Genomic DNA, 20,184 nt, shown 5'->3' with positions numbered 1-20,184 from the left:
CAGGCCTGCTCACCAAGCCCCGTATTGCTCGACCACCCCCCGCCACAAGGCCAGCAGCTCGGCCCGCGCCGCGCGGTCGCCCGCGGATTTCCAGACGGCCGTCTGCACCAGCACCAGGCGCAGCGCAGGGTCCACGAAGATCACCTGGCCGCGCACCCCGATGAGCGCGAACCGCGGCCGTGCACCTGGAAAGATCCAGACATGATTCCCGTAGCCAAAGTAGGAACTCGCCACAAAGGGCTGGGCATGGGGTTGTGCGACCGCGGTCGATTGCCGCACCCACGCAGCGGGAACGACCTGCCTGTCGCCCACCTGGCCTTCATTGGCCAGCAGCATCCCGAGACGGCCGTAGTCCCGAAGCGTCGCGTGCAGGAACGCGAAAGCCGCTTCCTGGCCAGCGGCATCGACCAGGAAGCTCGCATCGTCCTGAGCCCCCATGGGCTGCCAGATCCGTTCACTCAGGTAGTCGGCCGGCGCAACACCGGTGGCACCGCGCAGCACAAGACCGAGCGCCTGCGTGTCCGCGGACGAGTAGTAGAACAACTGGCCCGGCGCGATCCGGCGCTGGACATGCGGCAACAAGACGGCGGCCCCGCCCGGCGAGCGGCGCCCGATGGTGTCTTCGATGAGGGCGCCCAGGTCGTCGCGGCCGTCATACTGCTCCGAAAACCGCACGCCCGACGACATCTGGAGCAGATCGCGGATCGACGTTTCACCATAGGGGTTGCCCGCCAGCGCGGGCACGTAGACCCGCGCCAGGTCGTCCAGGGAGCGAATGCGGCCTTCCTCCAACGCGATGCCGATGAGCACGCCGACGATGGACTTGACCATCGAGGCCGACAGGAAGCGCGTGGCCGGACCCAGGCCGTACTGGTAACGCTCGAGCACCACCGTGTCGTCCTTGATCACCATGAGGCCCGTGACCCGCTGGCGATCCAGATAGTCGTTCACGCCAAGACGAAGGCCATCGTGCTGGTACACGAAAGCCGTTTCCTCGGGCGCGCGGGCGAGTGGCCTCGAATGCGCGCCCTTTCTGACGATGCGATGGGCCAGCGCCTGCTCCAAGGCCCCGCTGAAGGAGTTCAGCAGATGCTGGGGCTGCTCGTCCGCCACGAGATGCGATGCCAACGGGACGGGACCACCGGGCGGATAGCCTTGCCCTCCTCTCAACAGGGCGTCGTCCGGCGCGGCGGCATGGGCGACGCAGGCCAGCGTGAACGCCAGGCAGGCCGTTACAGCAGGTAAAGAGGTCATCAGAAGATGCTAACGCCGCCAGGTTCGCGGTCGCGGCGCTTAACGCGAGCCTCCGAAAGCGGTAAGGTGCCGGGTTCCTCTTGCTCAACGCTCAAGGAGACCCGGAATGATCCCCAAGAACACGATCTGCCTCTGGTTCGACCGCGACGCCCTGGACGCCGCGACCTTCTACGCCAAGACCTTTCCCGACAGCGCGGTCGGCGCGGTGCACCGCGCGCCGGGCGACTACCCCTCCGGCAAGGAAGGCGATGTGCTCACGGTGGAGTTCACCGTGGCCGGCATTCCCTGCATCGGGCTCAACGGCGGCCCGGTGTTCCAGCACGACGAGGCCTTCTCCTTCCAGATCGCCACCGACGATCAGGAAGAGACCGACCGCCTGTGGAACGCGATCGTGGGCAACGGCGGCCAGGAGAGCGAGTGCGGCTGGTGCAAGGACCGCTGGGGCCTGTCGTGGCAGATCACGCCGCGCACGCTCACCGAGGCTTTCACCGGCCCCGACCGCGCGGCGGCCAAACGCGCCTTCGACGCGATGATGACCATGAAGAAGATCGACGTGGCCGCCATCGACCAGGCGCGGCGGGGCTGAGGCCTCACACGCTCAGGAGACTCGCGGGGATGCCGCTGACGAATTCGGCGAAGTCCCGTCCACCGATCGCGATGTGCTCGGACATGGCCTGCCACGCGGCCGCCTCATCGCCATTCGCGATGGCGAGCGCGACCGCCTGGTGCTCCTCCACGGACCGTTGCATGCGCCCTGGCGAATCAAAGCGGTTGCGGGTGTAGCCCGCGGTTTTGGTGCGCATCTGGCGAACCTGCTCTTCCAGCAGTTCGTTGTGGGACGCGGACCAGATGGCGCGATGGAACCCGTCGTTCGCGACCTCGTACGTGCGCGCGGTGCCATCGGCCGCGATGCGGCGTCCCTGCTCCAGTGACGCCAGGATGGCTTGCCGCTCCGCGGCGGTCGCCCTTCTGGCGGCCAGCCTGGCGGCGGTCGCCTCCAGCTCGGCGATCAGCTCCAGGATGTCGCGCAAGCGCTGCAGCGACAGCTTCGGGATGGTGACGCTGCTTCGGGCTTCGTTGACCGCGAAACCCTGGGCCACCAACTGCAGGAACGCTTCGCGCACCGGTGTGCGGGACACACCGAAGCGCTCGCACAGCAGCTTTTCGTCCAGGGGTTCCCCGGGGCGGAGCGCGCCCGACGCCAAGTCTTCAAGGATCGCCAGGCGCACTTGCTCGGCGAACGTGCGCGCGCCTTTCGTGGGCTCGGCCACTTGCATGGTTGTGCTCATTTAAATATACTGAAGTCGATCGTAAATATATTAGGAGACGTTCAGTGAATATTCTAAAACAAGCGGTCGCTGCCGCCACCCTGGCGGCCGGCTTGGCCTTGCCCGGCCATGCCGTGTTCGCCGCAGGCCCTCAGTGGGTGCCGACCAAACCCATCAAACTGATCCTGGGTTACACCCCGGGCGGCGCGGCGGACGCCACCGCGCGCGAAATCGCCGGGGTCATGGAAAAAATCCTGGGGCAACCCATGGTCGTGGACTACCGTCCCGGTGCGGCGGGCTCCATCGGGGCCGAGGCCGTTGCGAACGCGGCGCCCGATGGCTACACGGTGGGCCTTATCGACAGCGCCCCACTGACCATCATCCCGACCACGCGCAAGGTGCCTTACGACCCCGTGACCGGCTTTGCCTACGTGGGCGTGGTCGCCCAATCGCCCTTGGTCATCCTGGTGAACCCCACGCTTCCCGTGCGCACGCTGCCGGAGCTGATCCAGCTGGCGCGCAAGAAGCCCGGCGCCCTGAGCTTCTCCACCTCAGGGCTGGGAAGCATCCACCAGATGTCCGCCGAACTGCTGAAGGCCGAAACCGGCACCTTCATGACCCACGTGCCCTATCGGGGTGCGGCCCCCGCCCTCAACGACCTGATGGGCGGGCAGGTGGAGGTGTCGTACGCGACGATCGCGCCCGCCATCCCGATCGTGCAGAGCGGCCGGGCGCGCGCCATCGCCGTGACCTCGGACCGCGAGGTGCCGTCGTTCCCGGGCGTCAGGCCCGTGTCTCAACAGGGTGTCCCAGGCTATGACGCCCAGGGCTGGTTCGTGATGGCCTTGCCCAAGGGCACGCCGCAACCGGTGATCGAGCGCTTGAACGCGGCGCTGAACGAAACCCTGAACACCCCCGCCGTGAAGGACAAGCTCGTCGGTTTCGGCAACGACATATCGGCCAGCACCCCCAACGCAGCCTCGCTGCTGGTGAAAAGAGACTTCGAAAAATGGGCTCGCGTGGTGCGGGTGCAGCAATTGAAGTTCGAGTGAACCGCATTCCCCTCCCCTGTCTGAAAGCCTCCCTCATGTCCACCCACCTTGAATCCGCCCCCGCCGCCACCGCGCTCGCCTCTCAGCCGCCCGAGCTGAACGTGGATGGCGCGGTCGCCACCATCCGCCTGCGCCGGCCCGCCACGCACAACCGCATCGAACCCGATGACGTGGGCGTGATTTCCCGCTACCTGAGCGAGCTCAACGGCATGCCCGCGGTGCGCGTCATCGTGTTCCAGAGCGAGGGCAAAAGCTTCAGCTCGGGCTTCGATCTGACGCGGCTGGGCACGGCCGCCAGCGCCAATGGAAAGGCCGGCGAGAACCCGTTCGAACAACTCTGCGACGACATCGAAAATGCGCGGGCGGTCACCATCGCCCGGCTGCATGCGCCGGTCTATGGCGGGTCCACGGACCTCGCCCTGTCGTGCGACTTCCGCCTCGGCGCGCAAGGCATCCGCATGTTCATGCCGGCGGCCCGCCTCGGACTGCACTACTACGGCAGGGGCATTCGCCGCTGGGTCACCCGGCTGGGGCTGGGCGGCGCGAAGAAGCTGTTCCTCACCTCGCGAACGATCGACGCCGCCGAGATGCTGCGGATCGGCTACCTCGACGCCTTGGTGGCCCCCGAAGAACTGGACGCCGAGCTGCAGCGCTGGATCGGCGATCTGCTGGCCATGGCCCCCATTCCGCTGGTGTCCATGAAGAAGGTGCTCAACGAGACCGGGCGGCAGGAGTACGACGAGGCGACCGCCACCCAGGCCTTTCTGCACAGCCTGGGCACGAGCGATCTCCGGGAGGCCCTGGCGGCCTTCGCTGAAAACCGCCCACCCGTGTTCAAGGGCGCCTGACCGACATGACCCCCAAAGCCCAAGGCCCCCTGAAGGGCATGCGCGTTCTCGAACTGTCCCAGATCATGGCCGGCCCGGTGTGCGGGCTCATGCTGGCGGACATGGGCGCCGACGTCATCAAGATCGAGAAATTCCCCGCCGGGGACGACTCCCGAGGCTATGCACGGCCGGGCGACCCCGGCCTGGCGCCCAGCTTCCTGATGCTCAATCGGGGCAAGCGCTCCGTCGCCGTGGACATCCGCCTGCCACAGGGCCAGGAGGTGATCCGCCGCCTGGTCGCGCGGTGCGACGTCATGACCGAGAACTTCCGCCGCGGCAAGCTCGACGCGCTGGGCCTGGGCTACGACGACCTGCGGCGCATCCAGCCCGAGCTGATCTACTGCTCCATCAGCGGCTACGGCCCCCATGGACCGCTGAGCGACCAAGGCGGCTTCGACCTGGTGCTGCAGGCCTTTTCAGGCCTGATCAGCGCCACGGGCACGCCCGACGGGCAGATCGTCAAGCCCGCCAACTCGGTGGCCGACATCAATGCCGGCATTCTCGCGGCCGTCGGCATTCTCGCGGCCTACATCGAGCGGCTGAAGACCGGCCAGGGTTGCAAGGTGGAAACCTCGCTGCTGCAGGCGTCCATGCAGCAGATGTACTGGTTCGCGGCGGCCTACTTCAACGACGGCACCATCGCCAAGCCCATGGGGACGGCCCATCCCCTCATCGCGCCCTACCAGACCTTTCGCTGCCGCACCGGGGCCATCGCCCTGGGTGGCGGAAACCAGGCCAACTGGGAGCGCATTGCCCAGATCCTCGGGCACCCCGAATGGCTGCAGGAACCCCGGTTCAAGAATGGCCGCAGCCGGGTGGCGCACCGCGCGGAACTGGAAGCGCTGATCACACAAGCCCTGTCCAGCGACGACGCGCCGGCCTGGGTGCAGCGCTTCGACCTGGCCGGCGTGCCGGTGGGCCCGGTCAACGACGTGGGGCAGGCGCTGGAACATCCGCAGGTGCGCGCCACGTCCATGGTGGTGGACGTCGACCATGCCGACGGCGGAAAAACGCCTTCGCTGGGTTTGCCGCTCCATTTCAACGGCGCGTCTCCGCACGCCACCTCCGCCGCCCCCTACGTGGGGCAGCACACGGTGTCGGTCTTGCGCGAGCTGGACTTCGAGCCCGGGGAAATCGATTCGCTGATGACCTCGGGCGCGGTCTTTCAGCACTGAGCACGGCCCCGGGCCTGGTAGCGCGCCAGCACCGCCACCGCCTGCTGCGCCAGGCGCTCGCGCAGCGCGGGCGGTGAGAGCACCTCGATCTCGTCGCCGAAGGCGAGCAGCTGCCGCGCGCCCTGCTCCACCGATTCGACGCGGATCGTCACCTCGTCGCCCACCGGGTCGCTGAACGGCACGCGCGCGTTCGCCAGCCACTTCAGGCAGCGCGGCGTCGCGCGCGCCCGCACCTCCACCGAACGCAGCTCCGATTCGAAGCGCGCGGCCGACGCCTGCCAGGTGCGCGCGAGGTCGAACGTCTTGGGCCGGCGAAAGGCCGCGCCCGGCTTGAGTTCCAGCAGGCTCGCCAGCCGGTAGGTGCGCACGCCATCGCCTTTCGGGGGCGCCGCGTCCACCGCGCGCGCCACCAGGTACCACGCGCCCGCCTTGAGCACCAGGCCCAGCGGCTCCAGCGTCCGCCAGGCCTTGCCGCGCCAGCTTTCGTAACGCACCTCGATGCGGCGCGCGCGCCAGACGGCGTCGGCCACCTCGCGCAGGAAGTTCGGCGCGTCCTGCGCGCGGTACCAGTCCACCGGGTCGATGTGCAGGCGTTGGCCCACGCGGTCGGCCTGCTCGCGCCACTCGCCCGGCAGGCTGCGCCACCATCTTCAGCCGCGCCGAGGCGGCGGCCGCGCCCAGGCCCAGTTCGGTGGCCGGCCCGGGCAGGCCGGCGAGCAGCAGCGCCTGGGCTTCGGGCTCGGTCATGCCGGTGAGCTGGGTGCTCCAGCCCTCGCGCAGCTGAAAGCCGCCCTGGCGCCCGCGCTCGCCCCACAGCGGCACACCGGCGGCCGAGAGCTGGTCGATGTCGCGCAGCACGGTGCGCTCGGACACTTCCAGGGCCTGCGCCAGCGCGCCGGCCGTCAGGCGGCCCCGCGCCTGCAGCAGCATGAGGATGGAGAGCAGTCGGCTGGCTTGCATGCGAGAGATTTAAACATGACACACCGTGTCAGGTTATGGGGTGGATCATCACCGCATCGTCTTTCAAGGAGCTTTTGCCATGACCGAGTCCCCCCTCGTCGAGCTGCGCCGCTACACCCTGCACCCGGGCCGGCGCGACACCCTCATCGAATTGTTCGACCGCGAGTTCGTCGAGACCCAGGAGGCCCAGGGCCTGCGCGTGATCGGCCAGTTCCGCGACCTGGACGACGCCAACCGCTTCGTCTGGCTGCGCGGCTTCGCCGACATGGCGCGCCGCGCCCAGGGCCTGGCCGCGTTCTACGGCGGCCCGGTGTGGCAGGCGCACCGCGACGCGGCGAACGCCACCATGATCGATTCGGACGACGTGTTCCTGCTGCGCCCGGCCTGGCCCGGCGCGGGCATCGACGGCGAAGCCCCCCGGCGCGCCAAGCCCGGCACCACCGACACACCGCCCGGCCTGCTGGACGCGGCCGTGTTCCCGCTGCGCGCGCCCGCCGGCAGCGACCTGCTGGATCTGTGCCGCGAGGTGCTCTCGCCGGTGCTGCGCCAGGGCGGCGCGCGGCGCATCGGCTGGTACGTGACGGAGGCCAGCCCCAACAACTTCCCGCGCCTGCCGGTGCGCGAGGGCGAGCCGGTGCTGGTGGGCCTCGCGCTGTTTCACAGCCCCGCCGCCTTCGACGCCTTCGCGCGCGGCGGCGCCTGGGCGCGCGACGCGCAGCCCACGCTCGCCCCCTGGCTGGCCGGCCCCACCGAGAGCCACCGCCTCACCCCCACCGCCCGTTCCGCTTTGCACGCCTGAAGGAGCCACCCCATGAACACCAGCGACCACGACTTCGACTTCCTGCACGGCCACTGGCGCGTGGAACACCACCGCCTGCGCGAGCGCCTGAGCGGCTGCACCGACTGGGAGCGCTTCGACGGCACCTGCACCGCCTGGCCCGTGCTCGGCGGCCAGGGCAATGTGGACGACAACCTGCTGCACCTGCCCGGCGGCAGCTACCGCGCGGCCACGCTGCGCAGCCACAACCCGCACACCGGCCGCTGGTCCATCTGGTGGCTGGACGGCCGCCAGCCCCACCAGCTGGACGTGCCGGTGGTGGGCCACTTCGACCGCGGCGTGGGCACCTTCTTCGCCGAAGACGTGCTGGACGGCCGCCCGATCCGCGTGCGCTTTCGCTGGACCGACACGCAGACCGCCTCGCCGCTGTGGGAGCAGGCGTTCTCGGCCGACGCCGGTCGCAGCTGGGAAGCCAACTGGACGATGCGCTTTCACCGAGCCCCGGCCTGAAGCCAGGGTGCGGTGGCGAACAGACGCGCCCGCGGGTGGCTCCGATATTGGGTCACCCCACCCACACCACCGCACCATGACCCAGATCCGAAAAGGACAGGCGCCCGCTCCCCTGGAGCGCGCGGCATTCAGCGAGCGCTTTCGCGCCTTCTTCTTCGACCCCGCCTTCCGCACCGAGGACGCGAGCATCGAGCGGCTGGAGGCCATCGCCTGGAAGGCCTACCAGGAAGGCCGCAAGGCGCCCGTGACGCAGAAGGCCGGGCCGGGCTACGCCGACCCGGACTACGACCTGTCGTCCGAGTGGGTGGCGACCAAGGCGCGCCTGGACGCCGCGCAGGCGAGTTGGTCGCTGCCCAGCACACCGTCGCGGGTGCTGCTGGTCTGCGGCTCGGCGCGCAACGACGGCACCTGCCCCGGTGAGATCTCCAAAAGCTACCGGCTCACCCGGATCGCGCGCGAAGCGCTCGAACAGCAGCACATGCAGGTCGACGTGCTGGACCTGAGCCTGCTCACCTCCGAATACGCGCTGCACATCCACCCCTGCAAGGGCTGCGTGTCCACCGCCATGCCGCTGTGCCACTGGCCGTGCAGCTGCTACCCCAACCACGCGCTGAACCAGACGCACGACTGGATGGCCGAGATCTACGAACGCTGGGTGGCGGCGCACGCCGTGCTGCTGGTCACACCGGTCTACTGGTACCAGAGCCCGAGCCCGCTCAAGCTCATGATCGACCGCCTGGTGTGCGCCGACGGCGGCAACCCCGACCCGACCTCCACCGGCGGCAAGAAGCCCGAGAAGGCCAAGGCGCTGGAAATGGCGGGCTGGGACTACCCGCAGCACCTGGCGGGCCGCGCCTACGGCGTGGTGGTGCACGGCGACGTGGCCGGCATCGAGGGTGCGCGCCGCTCGCTGTGCGACTGGCTGGACTGGATGGGCCTGATCGACGCCGGTCCGCAGGCGCGGCTGGACCGCTTCATCGGCTACTACGAACCCTACGCCACCAGCCACGACACGCTGGACGACGACCTGGCCGTGCAGGACGAAACCCGCAACGCGGCCTTGGCGGTGAGCAAGGCGGTGGTGGAGTTGCGCAGCGGGCGGTTGCAGGCGGTGCAGCCCCACCTGTCCCGCCCTCGGCCCAAGTAGCCACCGGGTATTCTTGCCGGGCCACCGGCGGGCCCCGCGCCCGGGTGCCGAACCACCCGAACTCCGCGGCTTCGCCCGCATCCAACGCCCACATGAACAAATTCCTCGTCTGCTCGGCCCTGCTCCTGTGGTGCGTGGGCGCTTCGGCGCAGGCGCTCTGGCGCGGCGTGCCCGCCGGCGCCACGCCGGCGGAAGTGGTGGCGCTGATTCCCGAGGCGGCGGCCCCGGGCACGCTGCGCCCGGCCACCGAAGACGGCCGCGTGCTGCTGGAAATTCCCGCCCATGACGTGGTGGGCGCCGACTTCCAGGTGGCGTTCGGGTTCGAGCAGGACCGGCTGCAGAGCGTCGTGCTGCGCGCCCAGGCTGGCTCACCCGAAGAGGCGCGCGCCCTTGCCCAGCGGCTGACGGTGTCGCTGCGGTCGAGGTACGGGCTGGAGATCAGCACCAAGAGCCGCCAGGACCCCTTGACCGTGGGCATCGACCGCAAGTGGTCGTACCGCCGCACCAGCGTGCACCTGCAGGTGGTCGAGGACACGGTGGTGCGCCTGCGCTACCGCGCCGAGCTGCCCCGCTCATCCAGCCCGCAGCTCTGAGCCGGGTCGCGCAAGCCCCCTGGGCCGCGTGCGTCTCAATTTGAGAATGATTGGCGCCGGCCAGAGGATTTCAGGGTTAACCCGCAAATCACCGCCCGGGCCGCGTGCTCAACTTGTTGGTGCCCCATCACCACAACAAGGAGACAAGCATGCAGGTTCAACTCAGGGTCAACGGCAAGGCCGTGACCATCGACGCGCCGCCCCACACGCTCTTGGTCCAGGCGATCCGCGAACACCTCCGGCTCACCGGCACCCACGTGGGTTGCGACACCGCCCAGTGCGGCGCCTGCACGGTCTTGCTCGACGGGCGCGCGGTCAAGTCCTGCAACATGCTGCTGCCCCAGGCCGCCGGCTGCGAGGTGACCACCATCGAAGGCCTGGCGGCGGCCGACGGCACCATGCACCCGATGCAGGCGGCGTTCAAGGAATGCCACGGCCTGCAGTGCGGCTTCTGCACCCCGGGCATGGTGATGAGCTCGGTGAGCCTGTGCAAGTCGAACCCCGGCGCCACCGGCACCGAGATCCGCGAGCTGCTCGAAGGCAACCTGTGCCGCTGCACCGGTTACCAGAACATCGTCAAGGCCGTGCAGCAAGGTGCTGCCGCCATGAAGGCCTGAGGAGAACGACCATGGGTGCTTCCGACTTCTCCAAACTCCCCCACATCGGTGAATCGCTCAAGCGCAAGGAGGACTACCGCTTCCTCACCGGCGCCGGCCAGTACACCGACGACATCGTGCTGCCCAACATGCACCACGCGGTGTTCGTGCGCTCGCCGCACGCGCACGCCAACATCCGCAAGATCGACAAGTCCGCCGCGCTCAAGGCGCCGGGCGTGATCGGCATCCTCGACGGCGACGACGTCGCGGGCGACAAGATCGCCGGCCTGCCCTGCGGCTGGCTCATCACCGACACCGCCGGCCAGCCCATGAAGGAGCCGCCCCACCCCATCCTGGCCTTCGGCAAGGTGCGCTACGTGGGCGACCACGTGGCCATGGTGGTGGCCGACACGCTGGAGAACGCGAAGAACGCCGCCGAGCTGGTGGAGGTGGACTACGAGCCGCTGGCCGCCGTGGTGGACGTGCGCGACGCCATGAAGTCCGGCGCGCCCGCGCTGCACGAGGCCGCCGCCGACAACCACTGCTACAAGTGGGCCATCGGCGACAAGGGCCAGGTGGACGCCGCGTTCAACGGCGCCGCGCACGTGACCCAGATCGACCTCGTCAACAACCGCCTGGCGCCCAACCCGATGGAGCCGCGCGCGGCCATCGCCAGTTACAACCGCGCGGGCGACGACTACACGCTCTATGTCGCGAACCAGAACCCGCACGTGGAGCGCCTGCTCATGACGGCCTTCGTGCTCGGCCTGCCCGAGCACAAGGTGCGCGTGATCGCGCCCGACGTGGGCGGCGGCTTCGGCGCCAAGATCTTCCTGTACGCCGAAGACGTGTGCCTGACCTGGGCCTCGAAGAAGCTCAACTGCGCGATCAAGTGGACCTGCGACCGCTCGGAAGCCTTCCTGAGCGACGCGCACGGCCGCGACCACGTGACGCACGCCGAGATGGCGCTGGACAAGGACGGCCACTTCCTCGCCTTCCGCGTGCACACCGACGCCAACCTCGGCGCGTATCTCTCCACCTTCTCCACCGCCGTGCCCACCATCCTGTACGCCACGCTGCTCGCGGGCCAGTACAAGACGCCGCAGGTCTACGTGGAGGTGGACGCCTGGTTCACCAACACCTCGCCGGTGGACGCCTACCGCGGCGCCGGCCGACCCGAGGCGACCTACCTGCTCGAGCGCATCGTGAGCCGCTGCGCGTGGGAGACCGGCCTGTCGCAGGACGAGATCCGCCGCCGCAACTTCATCACCGAGTTCCCCTACCAGACCCCGGTGGCGCTGCAGTACGACACCGGCGACTTCCCCGCCTGCATGGCCCAGGCCAACGAACTGGCCGAGATGGCCAGCTTCGAACAGCGCAAGGCCGCCTCCAAGGCCAAGGGCCTGCTGCGCGGCGTGGGCTACAGCAGCTACATCGAGGCCTGCGGCCTGGCGCCGTCGAACGTGGCGGGCGCGCTCGGCGCGCGCGCCGGCCTGTTCGAATGCGGCGAGGTGCGCGTGCACCCCACCGGCAGCGTGACGGTGTTCACCGGCTCGCACAGCCACGGCCAGGGCCACGAGACCACTTTCGCGCAGGTCGTGGCCTCGCGCCTGGGGCTGGACCCGTCGCAGGTGGACATCGTGCACGGCGACACCGGCCGCGTGCCCTTCGGCATGGGCACGTATGGCTCGCGCTCCATCTCGGTGGGCGGCGCGGCCATCATGCGCGCGCTGGACAAGATCGAGGCCAAGGCCAAGAAGATTGCGGCCCACCTCATGGAAACCGGCGACGCCGACGTGGACTTCGCCAACGGCGAGTTCACCGTGAAAGGCACCGACAAGAAGGTCACCTTCGGCCAGGTCGCGCTCACCGCGTACGTGCCGCACAACTACCCGCTGGACAAGCTGGAGCCGGGCCTGAACGAGACCGCGTTCTACGACCCGACCAACTTCACCTTCCCGGCCGGCACGCACATCTGCGAGGTGGAGATCGACCCCAACACCGGCGTGGTGCGCATCGACCGCTTCACCGCGGTGGACGACTTCGGCACCATCATCAACCCGATGATCGTGGAAGGCCAGGTGCACGGCGGGCTGGTGCAAGGCATCGGCCAGGCGCTGCTGGAGCACTGCGTGTACGACCGCGAGACCGGCCAGCTGGTCACCGGCTCGTTCATGGACTACGCCATGCCGCGCGCCGACGACGTGCCGGACTTCCGGCTCGGCCACGTGACCACGCCCTGCACCACCAACCCGCTGGGCACCAAGGGCTGCGGCGAGGCCGGTGCCATCGGCTCGCCGCCGGCGGTGATCAACGCCGTGCTGGACGCGCTCGCGCCGCTGGGCGTGAAGGACCTGGACATGCCCGCGAGCCCCAGCCGCGTGTGGACGGCCATCCAATCGGCCAAGGCCTGAAACGGAGGAGACACACCATGTACGCATTCACACTCGAACAACCCAAGACCCTGGCCGACGCCAAGCGCTTCAGCGGCGCGGGCGCGCAACCCCTGGCCGGTGGTCAGACCCTGATCGCTTCCATGAAACAGCGCCTGCTGCGCCCTGAGCAACTGGTGGACCTGGGCGGCGTGGCCGAGCTGCGCGGCGTCAAGGTCGAAGGCCAGACCCTGGTCATCGGCGCCATGACCTGCCACCAGGACGTGGCCGACAACGCCGACGTGCGCAAGCACATCCCCGGGCTGGCCGCGCTGGCCGAAGGCATCGGCGACCGCCAGGTGCGCGCGCGCGGCACCCTGGGCGGCTCGGTTGCGCAACAACGACCCGGCCGCCTGCTACCCCAGCGCCGTGCTGGGCCTGGGCGCCACGGTGGTGACGGACCGGCGCCAGATCGCGGCCGACGACTTCTTCCAGGGCCTGTACACCACGGCGCTGGAGCCGGGCGAGATCATCACCGCGATCCGTTTCCCCATCCCCAGCAAGGCGGCGTACGCCAAGTTCCGCCAGCCGGCCTCGCGCTTCGCGCTGGTGGGCGTGTTCGTGGCGCTCACGCCCTCGGGCCCGCGCGTGGCGATCACCGGCACCGGCAACGGCGTGTTCCGCCACGCCGGGCTGGAGGCTGCGCTGGCCAAGAGCTTCACGCCCGACGCGGTGAAGGACGTGAAGATCGACGCGAGCGACATCAGCGGCGACCTGCACGCCAGCGCGGCCTACCGGGCGCACTTGGTGACGGTGCAGACGCAGGTGGCGGTGCGTCACGCCAACGGATCAGCCGGGTGCCCGACGACACCGACAGCATCGACGGCCTCACCCACGCCCTGCAGGGCGTGGGCTACCACGCTCCCCGGCGGCTGCGCCACCGCCGTGTTTCTCGCGATGCGCCTGCAGCGCCCGCTGTTGCTCGAAGGCGAGCCGGGTGTGGGCAAGACCGAGCTGGCCAAGGCGCTGGCGAAGGTGCTGGGCCGGCCCTTGTTGCGCCTGCAGTGTTACGACGGCATGGAGCAGCGCGAGGCGCTCTACGAGTGGAACCACACGGCGCAGTTGCTGCACATGCGCGCGGCGCAGGCCACGTCCACGCCCGACGAGATCGAGCGCGAGGTGTACCAGGCGCGTTACCTGATCCGCCGCCCGCTGCTGCAGGCCTTGCAGACGCCGGAGCCGGGCGCGGTGTTGTTGATCGACGAGGTGGACCGGGCCGACGAGCCGTTCGAGGCTTTTCTGCTGGAGTACCTGGGCGAGTACCAGGTGAGCATTCCCGAACTGGGCACCATCCGCGCGGTGGCGGCGCCATTGACCATTCTCACGAGCAACCGCACGCGCGATCTGAACGACGCGGTGAAGCGGCGTTGTCTGTACCAGTGGCTGGACTACCCGGAGCGGGAGCGCGAGCTGGCCATCGTGAAAAGCCAGGTGCCGGAGGCGAGTGCGGCGTTGACCGAGCAGGTGACGCGTTTTGTGTCCCGTCTGCGCAACCAGCCGTTCGCCAATGCTTTTCAGCGCAGTCCTGGCATTGCGGAGAGTGTGGAGTGGGCGAAGGCGCTGGTGGCTTTGGATACGCTGACTTTGGACCCTGAGGTGATCCAGGACACGGCGGGCATTCTCTTCAAGCAGCGGGAGGATGTGGCGGCCTTGCTGCCGATGCTGGATCAGTTGTTGGCGCCTGAGCCTGTGTGAGTTTTGTGGATACCTTGCTTGCTTGCATTGGTTCAAGGCCGCTGGGGCGTGTGCCCGTTCTCCGGCGCACTGTCGCGGGCGTCTGCCCGGGCGCGAGTGAAACCACTGCGTTAACGCCATGGTCTGGACGCTTACTCTGTGGCAACCGCGAATGGCGCCTGCGCCCGGACACCCACCCCATCGACCCCAGCCGCACCCAGGCACGCCACACGGGAGAAGACCCTTTGCGCGCCTGCATGTCACTCTCGACGGATGGTGGGGTTCGCGGGCGCAGGCGCCCATTCGCGGTTGCCACAGAGGGAGCGCGAGGGGGTCGTGTTGACGAAGTGATGGTCGTGGACCCGGGCAGACACCCGCGAGCAGCGCCGGAGAACGCGGACCCCGCCAGCCGTCAGCGCGAGGTGCATGCAACCCACCACGACGTGCCAAGCAAAAAGCAGGCAGAAAAAGAATGATCCTGGGCGACGCCAGAAGCGGGAAACTCCCCGACCACATCACCGCCTTCGGCAGGGCCCTGCGCCGAGCCGGTGTGCCGGTCGACAGCAGCCGCGCCGTGCTCGCCATCACCGCCGCACAAGCCGTGGGCGTCGAACGCAGAGACGACCTGCGCGCCGCCCTCCAAGCCGTGATGGTCAGCCGCCAACAAGACATCGGCGTCTTCAACGAAATGTTCGACGCCTTCTTCCGCAACCCCGAACTCGCCCAACAACTCCTCGCCCAGATGCTTCCCAAAGCCGCCAAAGCCCACCCGGTCCGGCGCAAAGCCCGCGTGCAGGAAGCCCTCAGCGTCGCCGGCCTCAAAGCCCGCACCCCCAACCAAGGCGAAACCGAACTCAAGTTCGACGCCGCCATGACCGCCAGCGACCAGCAGCGCCTGCGCCACGCCGACTTCGCTGGCCTCTCCGCCAGCGAATTCCGCCTCGTCGAACAACTCGTGCGCGACATCCCCCTGCCCCTGCCCCCCGTGCGCTCGCGCCGCGAACGCGCCGGCACGCGCGGCCACCGCCCCAACTGGCCGCGCGCCCTGCAACAGGCCCGCCGCCACGACGGTGAACTGCTGCAACTCCCCCTCATGAACCGCCGGCCCCAGCCCCTGCCGCTGCTCATCCTGGTCGACATCTCCGGCTCCATGGAGCGCTACGCGCGCCTGCTGCTCGCCTTCCTCCACCAAGCCACGCGCGGCACCCCGCGCGCCGCCTTCGCCTTCGGCACCGAACTCACCGACCTGCGCGCCGCCTTCCGCCACCGCGACACCGACCAGATGCTGGAGATGGCCAACGCCGCCATCGACGACTTCGCCGGCGGCACCCGCCTGGGCGCCTCGCTCGCCAGCCTGCGCACCCAGTACCCGCGCTGCCTCGTCGGCCGGCGCACCGTGGTGCTGCTCATCACCGACGGCCTGGACACCGGCGCGCCCGAACTGCTCGACCAGGAACTCACCTGGCTCGGCCGCCACAGCCGCCGCCTGCTCTGGCTCAACCCCCTGCTGCGCTACGACGGCTACGCCCCCCTCGCCACCGGCGCCAGCGTGCTGCATCGCCACGCCCACGGCATGCTGGCCGTGCACAACCTCAGCCGCCTCGAAGACCTCGCGCGGTCCATGGCCGCGCTGATGCAGCGCGGCTGATGTCATCTGTTTCATTCATCATTCCGACCTGACAGGAGAAACCAACGTGGACATGCAAGGAAGCCGGCCGCTCGCCGTGACCCAGCAACAGGCCTGGGAGGCCCTCAACGACCCGGAGATGCTCAAGGCCTGCATCCCGGGCTGCGAGAAATTCGAGCTCACCGAACCCAACACCTACGCCGTGACCACCGCCATCAAGATCGGCCCGGTCGCCGCGCGCTTCAACGGGCGCGTGACGCTCTCGGACATCGTGCCGCCCAGCTCGTACAAGATCGGCTTCGACGCGCAGGGCGGCGTGGCCGGTTTCGGCAAGGGCGAGGCCGCCGTGCAGCTCGCGCCGGCCGCCTCCGGCTGCGAACTCAGCTACACGGTGCACTCCACCGTGGGCGGCAAGATCGCGCAGCTCGGCCAGCGCCTGATCGACGGCGCGGCCAAGTCGCTGGCCGAAGACTTCTTCCGCCGTTTCGACGAGGCGCTGCAGGCCCGCTACCCGAGCGCGGCCGCGCCCGCTGCGACCGACGCCACACTCAAACCCATGCCCAAGGCCGGCGGTGGCATGCCCACCTGGGCCTGGGCCGCCATCGCCGTCGTCGTGGCGGCGGTGATCTACATGCGCACGAAGGGGTAACTTTGGAAAATCTGGATGTCACCGTCCTGCGCACGCTGCTGGGCTGGCGCAACGAAGGCCGACGCGCGCTGCTGCGCACCGTCGTGCGCACCTGGGGTTCGTCGCCGCGCCCGGTCGGCTCGGTCATGGCGCTGTGCGAAACCGGCGCGGTGGTCGGCTCGGTCTCGGGCGGCTGCATCGAAGACGACCTGATCTACCGCTACAGCCGAGCGCACGGCGCGGTGCAAGGCAGCACGGCACCGCCCGGCATCACGCACGAGATCCCCACCGGGCCGCCCGAGCGCGTGAAGTACGGCGTGAGCGCCGACGAGGCCCACCGCTTCGGCCTGCCCTGCGGCGGCACGCTGGAGCTGGTGCTCGAATTCAACCCCGACGCCACCTCGCTGGACGAGCTGGTGCGCACGCTCACCGCCGGCCACCTGGTCGAGCGGCGCACCGAGCTGGCCACCGGCCGCGTGGAACTGCGCGCGGCCGCCACACCCGCGGCGCTGGCCGACGAGAACGGCTGGCTGAGCAACACCTTCGGCCCCGAATACCGCATGCTGCTGATCGGCGCCGGCCAGCTCACCGAGTACCTCGCCACCATGGCGCTGTTCAACGGCTTCGCGGTCACCGTGTGCGACCCGCGCGAGGAATACCGCAGCGCCTGGGCCGTGCCCGGCGTGACCCTCGTCACCGAGATGCCCGACGACGTGGTGCGCGAGTTCCGCGTGGACCGGCGCAGCTGCGTGATCGCGCTCACGCACGACCCCAAGCTGGACGACCTGGCGCTGCTCGAAGCGCTGGAGACCGAGGCCTTCTACGTCGGTGCGATCGGCTCGCGCCGCAACAACGAGGCGCGCCACGCCCGCATGATCGAGCACTTCGACCAGACCGAAGAAAGCCTGGCGCGGCTGCGCGGGCCGATCGGCATCTACATCGGCAGCAAGACGCCGGCCGAGATCGCGGTGAGCGTGATGGCCGAGGTGCTCGCGGTGAAGAACGGCGTGCCGCTGCCGCGCGACATGGAAGTGGCGAACGCGAAGAACACGCTGTCGGCCGCCGAGGCCTCCGCGCCCACCTGCTTCGTCTCGCCGTGAAGACGGGTTTCGTCATCCTCGCCGCCGGCGCCGGCCGGCGCATGGGCGGGGTCGCCAAATGCCTGCTGGAGCTGGAAGGCCGCACCCTGCTGGAGCGGCTGCTCACCCACCTGCAGCCGCTGCGCGGCCCGGCGCGGCACGACCTGGTGCTGGTGCTGGGCCACCACGCGCACGACATCCAGGCCCACGTGGCCCGTCTGCCCGACGAGCTGGCGCCGCTGTGCGTCATCAACCCCCGGCCCGAAGACGACACCGCCTCGTCGCTGCGCGCCGGCCTGCGCGCGCTGGCGCACGACGTGAAACAGGTCGTGGTGCTGCTGGCCGACCAGCCGCTGATCGACCGCGCCGACGTGCAGCTGGCGCTGGACGCCTTCACCGCGCGCGGCCCCGGCATCCACGTGCAGGTGCCCATGGTGCACGGCCAGCCCGGCCACCCGGTGATCTTCGACACCCGCGTGCGCAGCGCGCTGACCGAGCCCCTGCAGCCCAGCCTGCGCCAGTGGCGCGCGGCCCACCCCGAGGCGGTGCGCCTGTGGGCGGTGGACAACCCGCACTACACGCGCGACCTCGACACCCCGGCCGACCTGGAGGTGCTGGTGCGCGAGACCCGCTGGAGCTGGCGCTGGCCGGGTTAACCCGATCCGGGCGGGGGGTGCACGGGCGGCCAAACGCTGCTCTAATGGCAAAGACCTGTCCGCAGCCCGGCCTCGGCCCAGCCAACCCCCTGCCGATCGTGACCCCACAGCCCCAGCCTTCGATGCCCCAGCAGCAGCGCCTGGCCCTGATCGAGCAGGCGCGCAAGGCGGTGCTCGAATCGCGCGCCCCGCTCAGCCCGCCCCTGCTGGCGCCCTGGGTCGAACGCTCCTGGCGGCGCTGCCTGGACCTCGGGCTCGAACCGCGCCAGCACATCACCTTCGACACTGTCACCAGCGGCGCGGCACAGCGCGCCATCGAAGCCAACCAGCCGCTGCTGCGCGCGGCCGCACCGGTGATCCAGTCGCTCTCGCGAGCCATGGCGCACACGCGCTACTTCGCCATCCTCACCGACGCGCGCGGCCTGGTGATCGACGTCAACGGCCCGGTGGACCGCCACGACCCGCACGCCGCCAACATCGCGCGCATCGGCGTGGATCTGTCCGAACGCGCCGTGGGCACCACCGCCATCGGCACCACCCTGGCCGACCTGCAGCCGGTCTGGCTGCACCGGGGCGAACACTTCTTCGACGACACCAGCGTCTACAGCTGCGCCGGTGCGCCCATCTGGGGGCCCAACGGCCAGTGCGTGGGCATGCTTGACCTCACCGGCGTGAACGTGATCGAACAGCCCGCGCTCAAGCACCTCGTCACGCAATCGGCGCGCAGCATCGAGAACGCCCTTACCCTGAGCCAGCCGCACCGCCTGCTGCTGTGCCTGAGCTGGCCCGGCCGCATGCCGGGCGACGCCAGCGACGGCCTCGTCTGCGTGGACGCCGACGGGCAGATCACGGCGATCAACCGCCCGGCGGCCGACATGCTGGGCATGGCCGCCGGCATGGCGCCCGGCCATTGCAGCGAACTCTTCGCCGTGCCGGTGGAAACCCTGTTCGACGCCGCGCGGCACCAGCGCGGCCCGCTGGAAGTGCCACTGTGGTCGGGCCTGCGCCTGAGCGTGCTGGCCCAGCTCAACCCCGGTGGCGAACGCGGCGCCAGCCACGGCCTGCCGCTCAAGGACGTGGAGACCGCCATGATCCGCAAGGCGGTGGACGATGCGCGCGGCAACGTGAAGGAAGCGGCGCGCGCGCTGGGCATCAGCCGCGCCACCGTGTACCGCAAGCTCGGCCGCAGGAGCTGAAGCCGCTCGGCCGCACTTCAGGCGAAAGGCGCCGCGCGGAAGGCATCCAGCCCCTCCGCCTCGCTCGAAAAGCGAGCCGTTGCCGGGTAGGCCTGGGCATCCACTTCACCAGGCACCATCTCCTGCGCGAAGCGCCAGGCCACAGCGGCCGTGACCCCGGCCTGGTCGATGGAAGCCACCTCCACCGGCAGGGGCTGCGCCACCATCTCCGCCTCCAGCTGCGCGAAGGCGGCCACCAGTTGCCCCTTCACCCGAAGCATCCAAGGTTCGTGCAGCTTCTCGACCGGGCGCAGATTTCGCTCGTAGACGATCTGCACCGCCTTTTCGCAGGCCGCCAGGCCCAGACCAACGATGCGCAGCGCGCGCTGTCGCTGCGGCCCGCCCGCCGGCATCAGGCTGCGGCCCGCGACGGATTCGATGTGGTCAATGATCAACGTGGAGTCCATCAAGGTCTGGCCGTCGCTGCACACCAGCGTGGGCGCCTTGACCACCGGGTTGATGGCATGAAAGTCATCGAAAGTGCGAAACACCGAGATCGGCCGATGCACATAAGGCAGCCTGAGCAGTTGCAAGGTGACTGCCACCCGCCGCACATAAGGCGAGTCGAGCATGCCGATGAGTTCCATGTTTCCGTCCTGGGTTGAAGGGCCGTCGCGGGGTGCGAAACAGCTT

The 20,184-nt window shown here is 69.5% G+C and carries 19 protein-coding genes and 3 pseudogenes; 17 read left to right on the top strand and 5 right to left on the bottom strand.

Features of this window, described 5'->3' with window-relative positions; translation table 11 throughout:
- Window positions 1-9 precede the first annotated feature (9 nt).
- Window positions 10-1,254: a serine hydrolase domain-containing protein gene (locus tag ACFJI0_RS06940; protein WP_382323909.1), complete on the bottom strand. Its 1,245-nt coding sequence runs from the start codon at window positions 1,252-1,254 to the stop codon at window positions 10-12.
- A 106-nt stretch (window positions 1,255-1,360) separates the two neighbouring features.
- On the opposite strand from ACFJI0_RS06940, the gene ACFJI0_RS06935 reads away from it, so the two are divergent.
- Window positions 1,361-1,840: a VOC family protein gene (locus tag ACFJI0_RS06935; protein WP_382159136.1), complete on the top strand. Its 480-nt coding sequence runs from the start codon at window positions 1,361-1,363 to the stop codon at window positions 1,838-1,840.
- Between the two features lie 4 nt (window positions 1,841-1,844).
- On the opposite strand, the gene ACFJI0_RS06930 is transcribed toward ACFJI0_RS06935, so the two are convergent.
- Window positions 1,845-2,531, bottom strand: a complete 687-nt coding sequence (locus ACFJI0_RS06930) for a GntR family transcriptional regulator (protein WP_382323908.1) — start codon at window positions 2,529-2,531, stop codon at window positions 1,845-1,847.
- A 56-nt stretch (window positions 2,532-2,587) separates the two neighbouring features.
- On the opposite strand from ACFJI0_RS06930, the gene ACFJI0_RS06925 reads away from it, so the two are divergent.
- Genes ACFJI0_RS06925 through ACFJI0_RS06915 form a run of 3 tightly spaced genes read left to right on the top strand, consistent with a single transcriptional unit; the run spans window position 2,588 to window position 5,636 of the window.
- Window positions 2,588-3,574, top strand: a complete 987-nt coding sequence (locus ACFJI0_RS06925) for a Bug family tripartite tricarboxylate transporter substrate binding protein (protein WP_382323907.1) — start codon at window positions 2,588-2,590, stop codon at window positions 3,572-3,574.
- Window positions 3,575-3,609: 35 nt separating this feature from the next.
- Window positions 3,610-4,422, top strand: coding sequence for an enoyl-CoA hydratase/isomerase family protein (locus tag ACFJI0_RS06920; RefSeq protein WP_382323906.1), 813 nt, complete (start codon window positions 3,610-3,612; stop codon window positions 4,420-4,422).
- A gap of 5 nt (window positions 4,423-4,427) precedes the next feature.
- Entirely contained in the window at window positions 4,428-5,636 is a 1,209-nt protein-coding gene (locus ACFJI0_RS06915; protein WP_382323905.1) for a CaiB/BaiF CoA transferase family protein, read from the top strand.
- Here the strand turns inward: ACFJI0_RS06915 and ACFJI0_RS06910 are convergent.
- Together ACFJI0_RS06910 and ACFJI0_RS06905 are read right to left on the bottom strand one after the other, a co-directional pair.
- Window positions 5,627-6,238, bottom strand: a complete 612-nt coding sequence (locus tag ACFJI0_RS06910) for a helix-turn-helix transcriptional regulator (RefSeq protein WP_382323904.1) — start codon at window positions 6,236-6,238, stop codon at window positions 5,627-5,629. The genes ACFJI0_RS06915 and ACFJI0_RS06910 overlap by 10 nt on opposite strands.
- Before the next feature lie 244 nt (window positions 6,239-6,482).
- A pseudogene (locus ACFJI0_RS06905) lies at window positions 6,483-6,566 on the bottom strand (HTH domain-containing protein); the annotation flags it as partial.
- A 109-nt stretch (window positions 6,567-6,675) separates the two neighbouring features.
- Here ACFJI0_RS06905 and ACFJI0_RS06900 point away from each other — a divergent pair.
- The 13 genes and pseudogenes from ACFJI0_RS06900 (at window position 6,676) to ACFJI0_RS06840 (ending at window position 19,512) form a co-directional block, all read left to right on the top strand.
- On the top strand, window positions 6,676-7,395 hold the full coding sequence (locus ACFJI0_RS06900) for an NIPSNAP family protein (RefSeq protein WP_382323903.1): 720 nt from the start codon (window positions 6,676-6,678) through the stop codon (window positions 7,393-7,395).
- 12 nt (window positions 7,396-7,407) lie between these two features.
- A complete protein-coding gene (locus ACFJI0_RS06895) occupies window positions 7,408-7,884 on the top strand; it encodes a DUF1579 domain-containing protein (RefSeq protein ID WP_382159151.1) in 477 nt (158 codons plus the stop codon).
- 76 nt (window positions 7,885-7,960) lie between these two features.
- A complete protein-coding gene (locus ACFJI0_RS06890) occupies window positions 7,961-9,031 on the top strand; it encodes a flavodoxin family protein (protein ID WP_382323902.1) in 1,071 nt (356 codons plus the stop codon).
- A gap of 92 nt (window positions 9,032-9,123) precedes the next feature.
- Window positions 9,124-9,624 (top strand): hypothetical protein, encoded by a 501-nt coding sequence (locus ACFJI0_RS06885; RefSeq protein ID WP_382323901.1) that lies wholly within the window; start codon window positions 9,124-9,126, stop codon window positions 9,622-9,624.
- Between the two features lie 149 nt (window positions 9,625-9,773).
- Complete coding sequence (locus ACFJI0_RS06880; RefSeq protein ID WP_382323900.1) at window positions 9,774-10,241, top strand: (2Fe-2S)-binding protein; 468 nt, start codon at window positions 9,774-9,776, stop codon at window positions 10,239-10,241.
- An 11-nt stretch (window positions 10,242-10,252) separates the two neighbouring features.
- Window positions 10,253-12,634 carry a xanthine dehydrogenase family protein molybdopterin-binding subunit gene (locus ACFJI0_RS06875; RefSeq protein ID WP_382323899.1) on the top strand — a complete coding sequence of 794 codons (2,382 nt, stop codon included), beginning with the start codon at window positions 10,253-10,255 and terminating at the stop codon, window positions 12,632-12,634.
- Between the two features lie 17 nt (window positions 12,635-12,651).
- A pseudogene (locus ACFJI0_RS06870) lies at window positions 12,652-13,441 on the top strand (FAD binding domain-containing protein); the annotation flags it as partial.
- Window positions 13,441-14,347: pseudogene (locus tag ACFJI0_RS06865) on the top strand (AAA family ATPase). The pseudogenes ACFJI0_RS06870 and ACFJI0_RS06865, both read left to right, overlap by 1 nt.
- Window positions 14,348-14,798: 451 nt before the next feature.
- On the top strand, window positions 14,799-15,974 hold the full coding sequence (locus ACFJI0_RS06860) for a VWA domain-containing protein (protein WP_382323898.1): 1,176 nt from the start codon (window positions 14,799-14,801) through the stop codon (window positions 15,972-15,974).
- A 46-nt stretch (window positions 15,975-16,020) separates the two neighbouring features.
- Window positions 16,021-16,602: a CoxG family protein gene (locus tag ACFJI0_RS06855; protein ID WP_382323897.1), complete on the top strand. Its 582-nt coding sequence runs from the start codon at window positions 16,021-16,023 to the stop codon at window positions 16,600-16,602.
- Window positions 16,603-16,604: 2 nt separating this feature from the next.
- Window positions 16,605-17,681 carry an XdhC family protein gene (locus ACFJI0_RS06850; protein ID WP_382323896.1) on the top strand — a complete coding sequence of 359 codons (1,077 nt, stop codon included), beginning with the start codon at window positions 16,605-16,607 and terminating at the stop codon, window positions 17,679-17,681.
- Window positions 17,678-18,316, top strand: a complete 639-nt coding sequence (locus tag ACFJI0_RS06845) for an NTP transferase domain-containing protein (protein ID WP_382323895.1) — start codon at window positions 17,678-17,680, stop codon at window positions 18,314-18,316. The genes ACFJI0_RS06850 and ACFJI0_RS06845 overlap by 4 nt, the downstream gene beginning before the upstream one ends.
- A gap of 122 nt (window positions 18,317-18,438) precedes the next feature.
- Window positions 18,439-19,512, top strand: coding sequence for a sigma-54-dependent Fis family transcriptional regulator (locus ACFJI0_RS06840; RefSeq protein ID WP_382325553.1), 1,074 nt, complete (start codon window positions 18,439-18,441; stop codon window positions 19,510-19,512).
- 17 nt (window positions 19,513-19,529) lie between these two features.
- Here ACFJI0_RS06840 and ACFJI0_RS06835 read toward each other — a convergent pair whose 3' ends face one another.
- Window positions 19,530-20,138, bottom strand: coding sequence for a glutathione S-transferase (locus tag ACFJI0_RS06835; protein ID WP_382323894.1), 609 nt, complete (start codon window positions 20,136-20,138; stop codon window positions 19,530-19,532).
- Between the last annotated feature and the right edge of the window lie 46 nt (window positions 20,139-20,184).

It is taken from the genome of Hydrogenophaga sp. UC242_53, assembly GCF_042696965.1.
GTDB lineage: Bacteria > Pseudomonadota > Gammaproteobacteria > Burkholderiales > Burkholderiaceae_C > Hydrogenophaga.
Note: the sequence above shows the minus strand (reverse complement) of the source record. Positions and strands in the feature narration are given on the sequence as shown.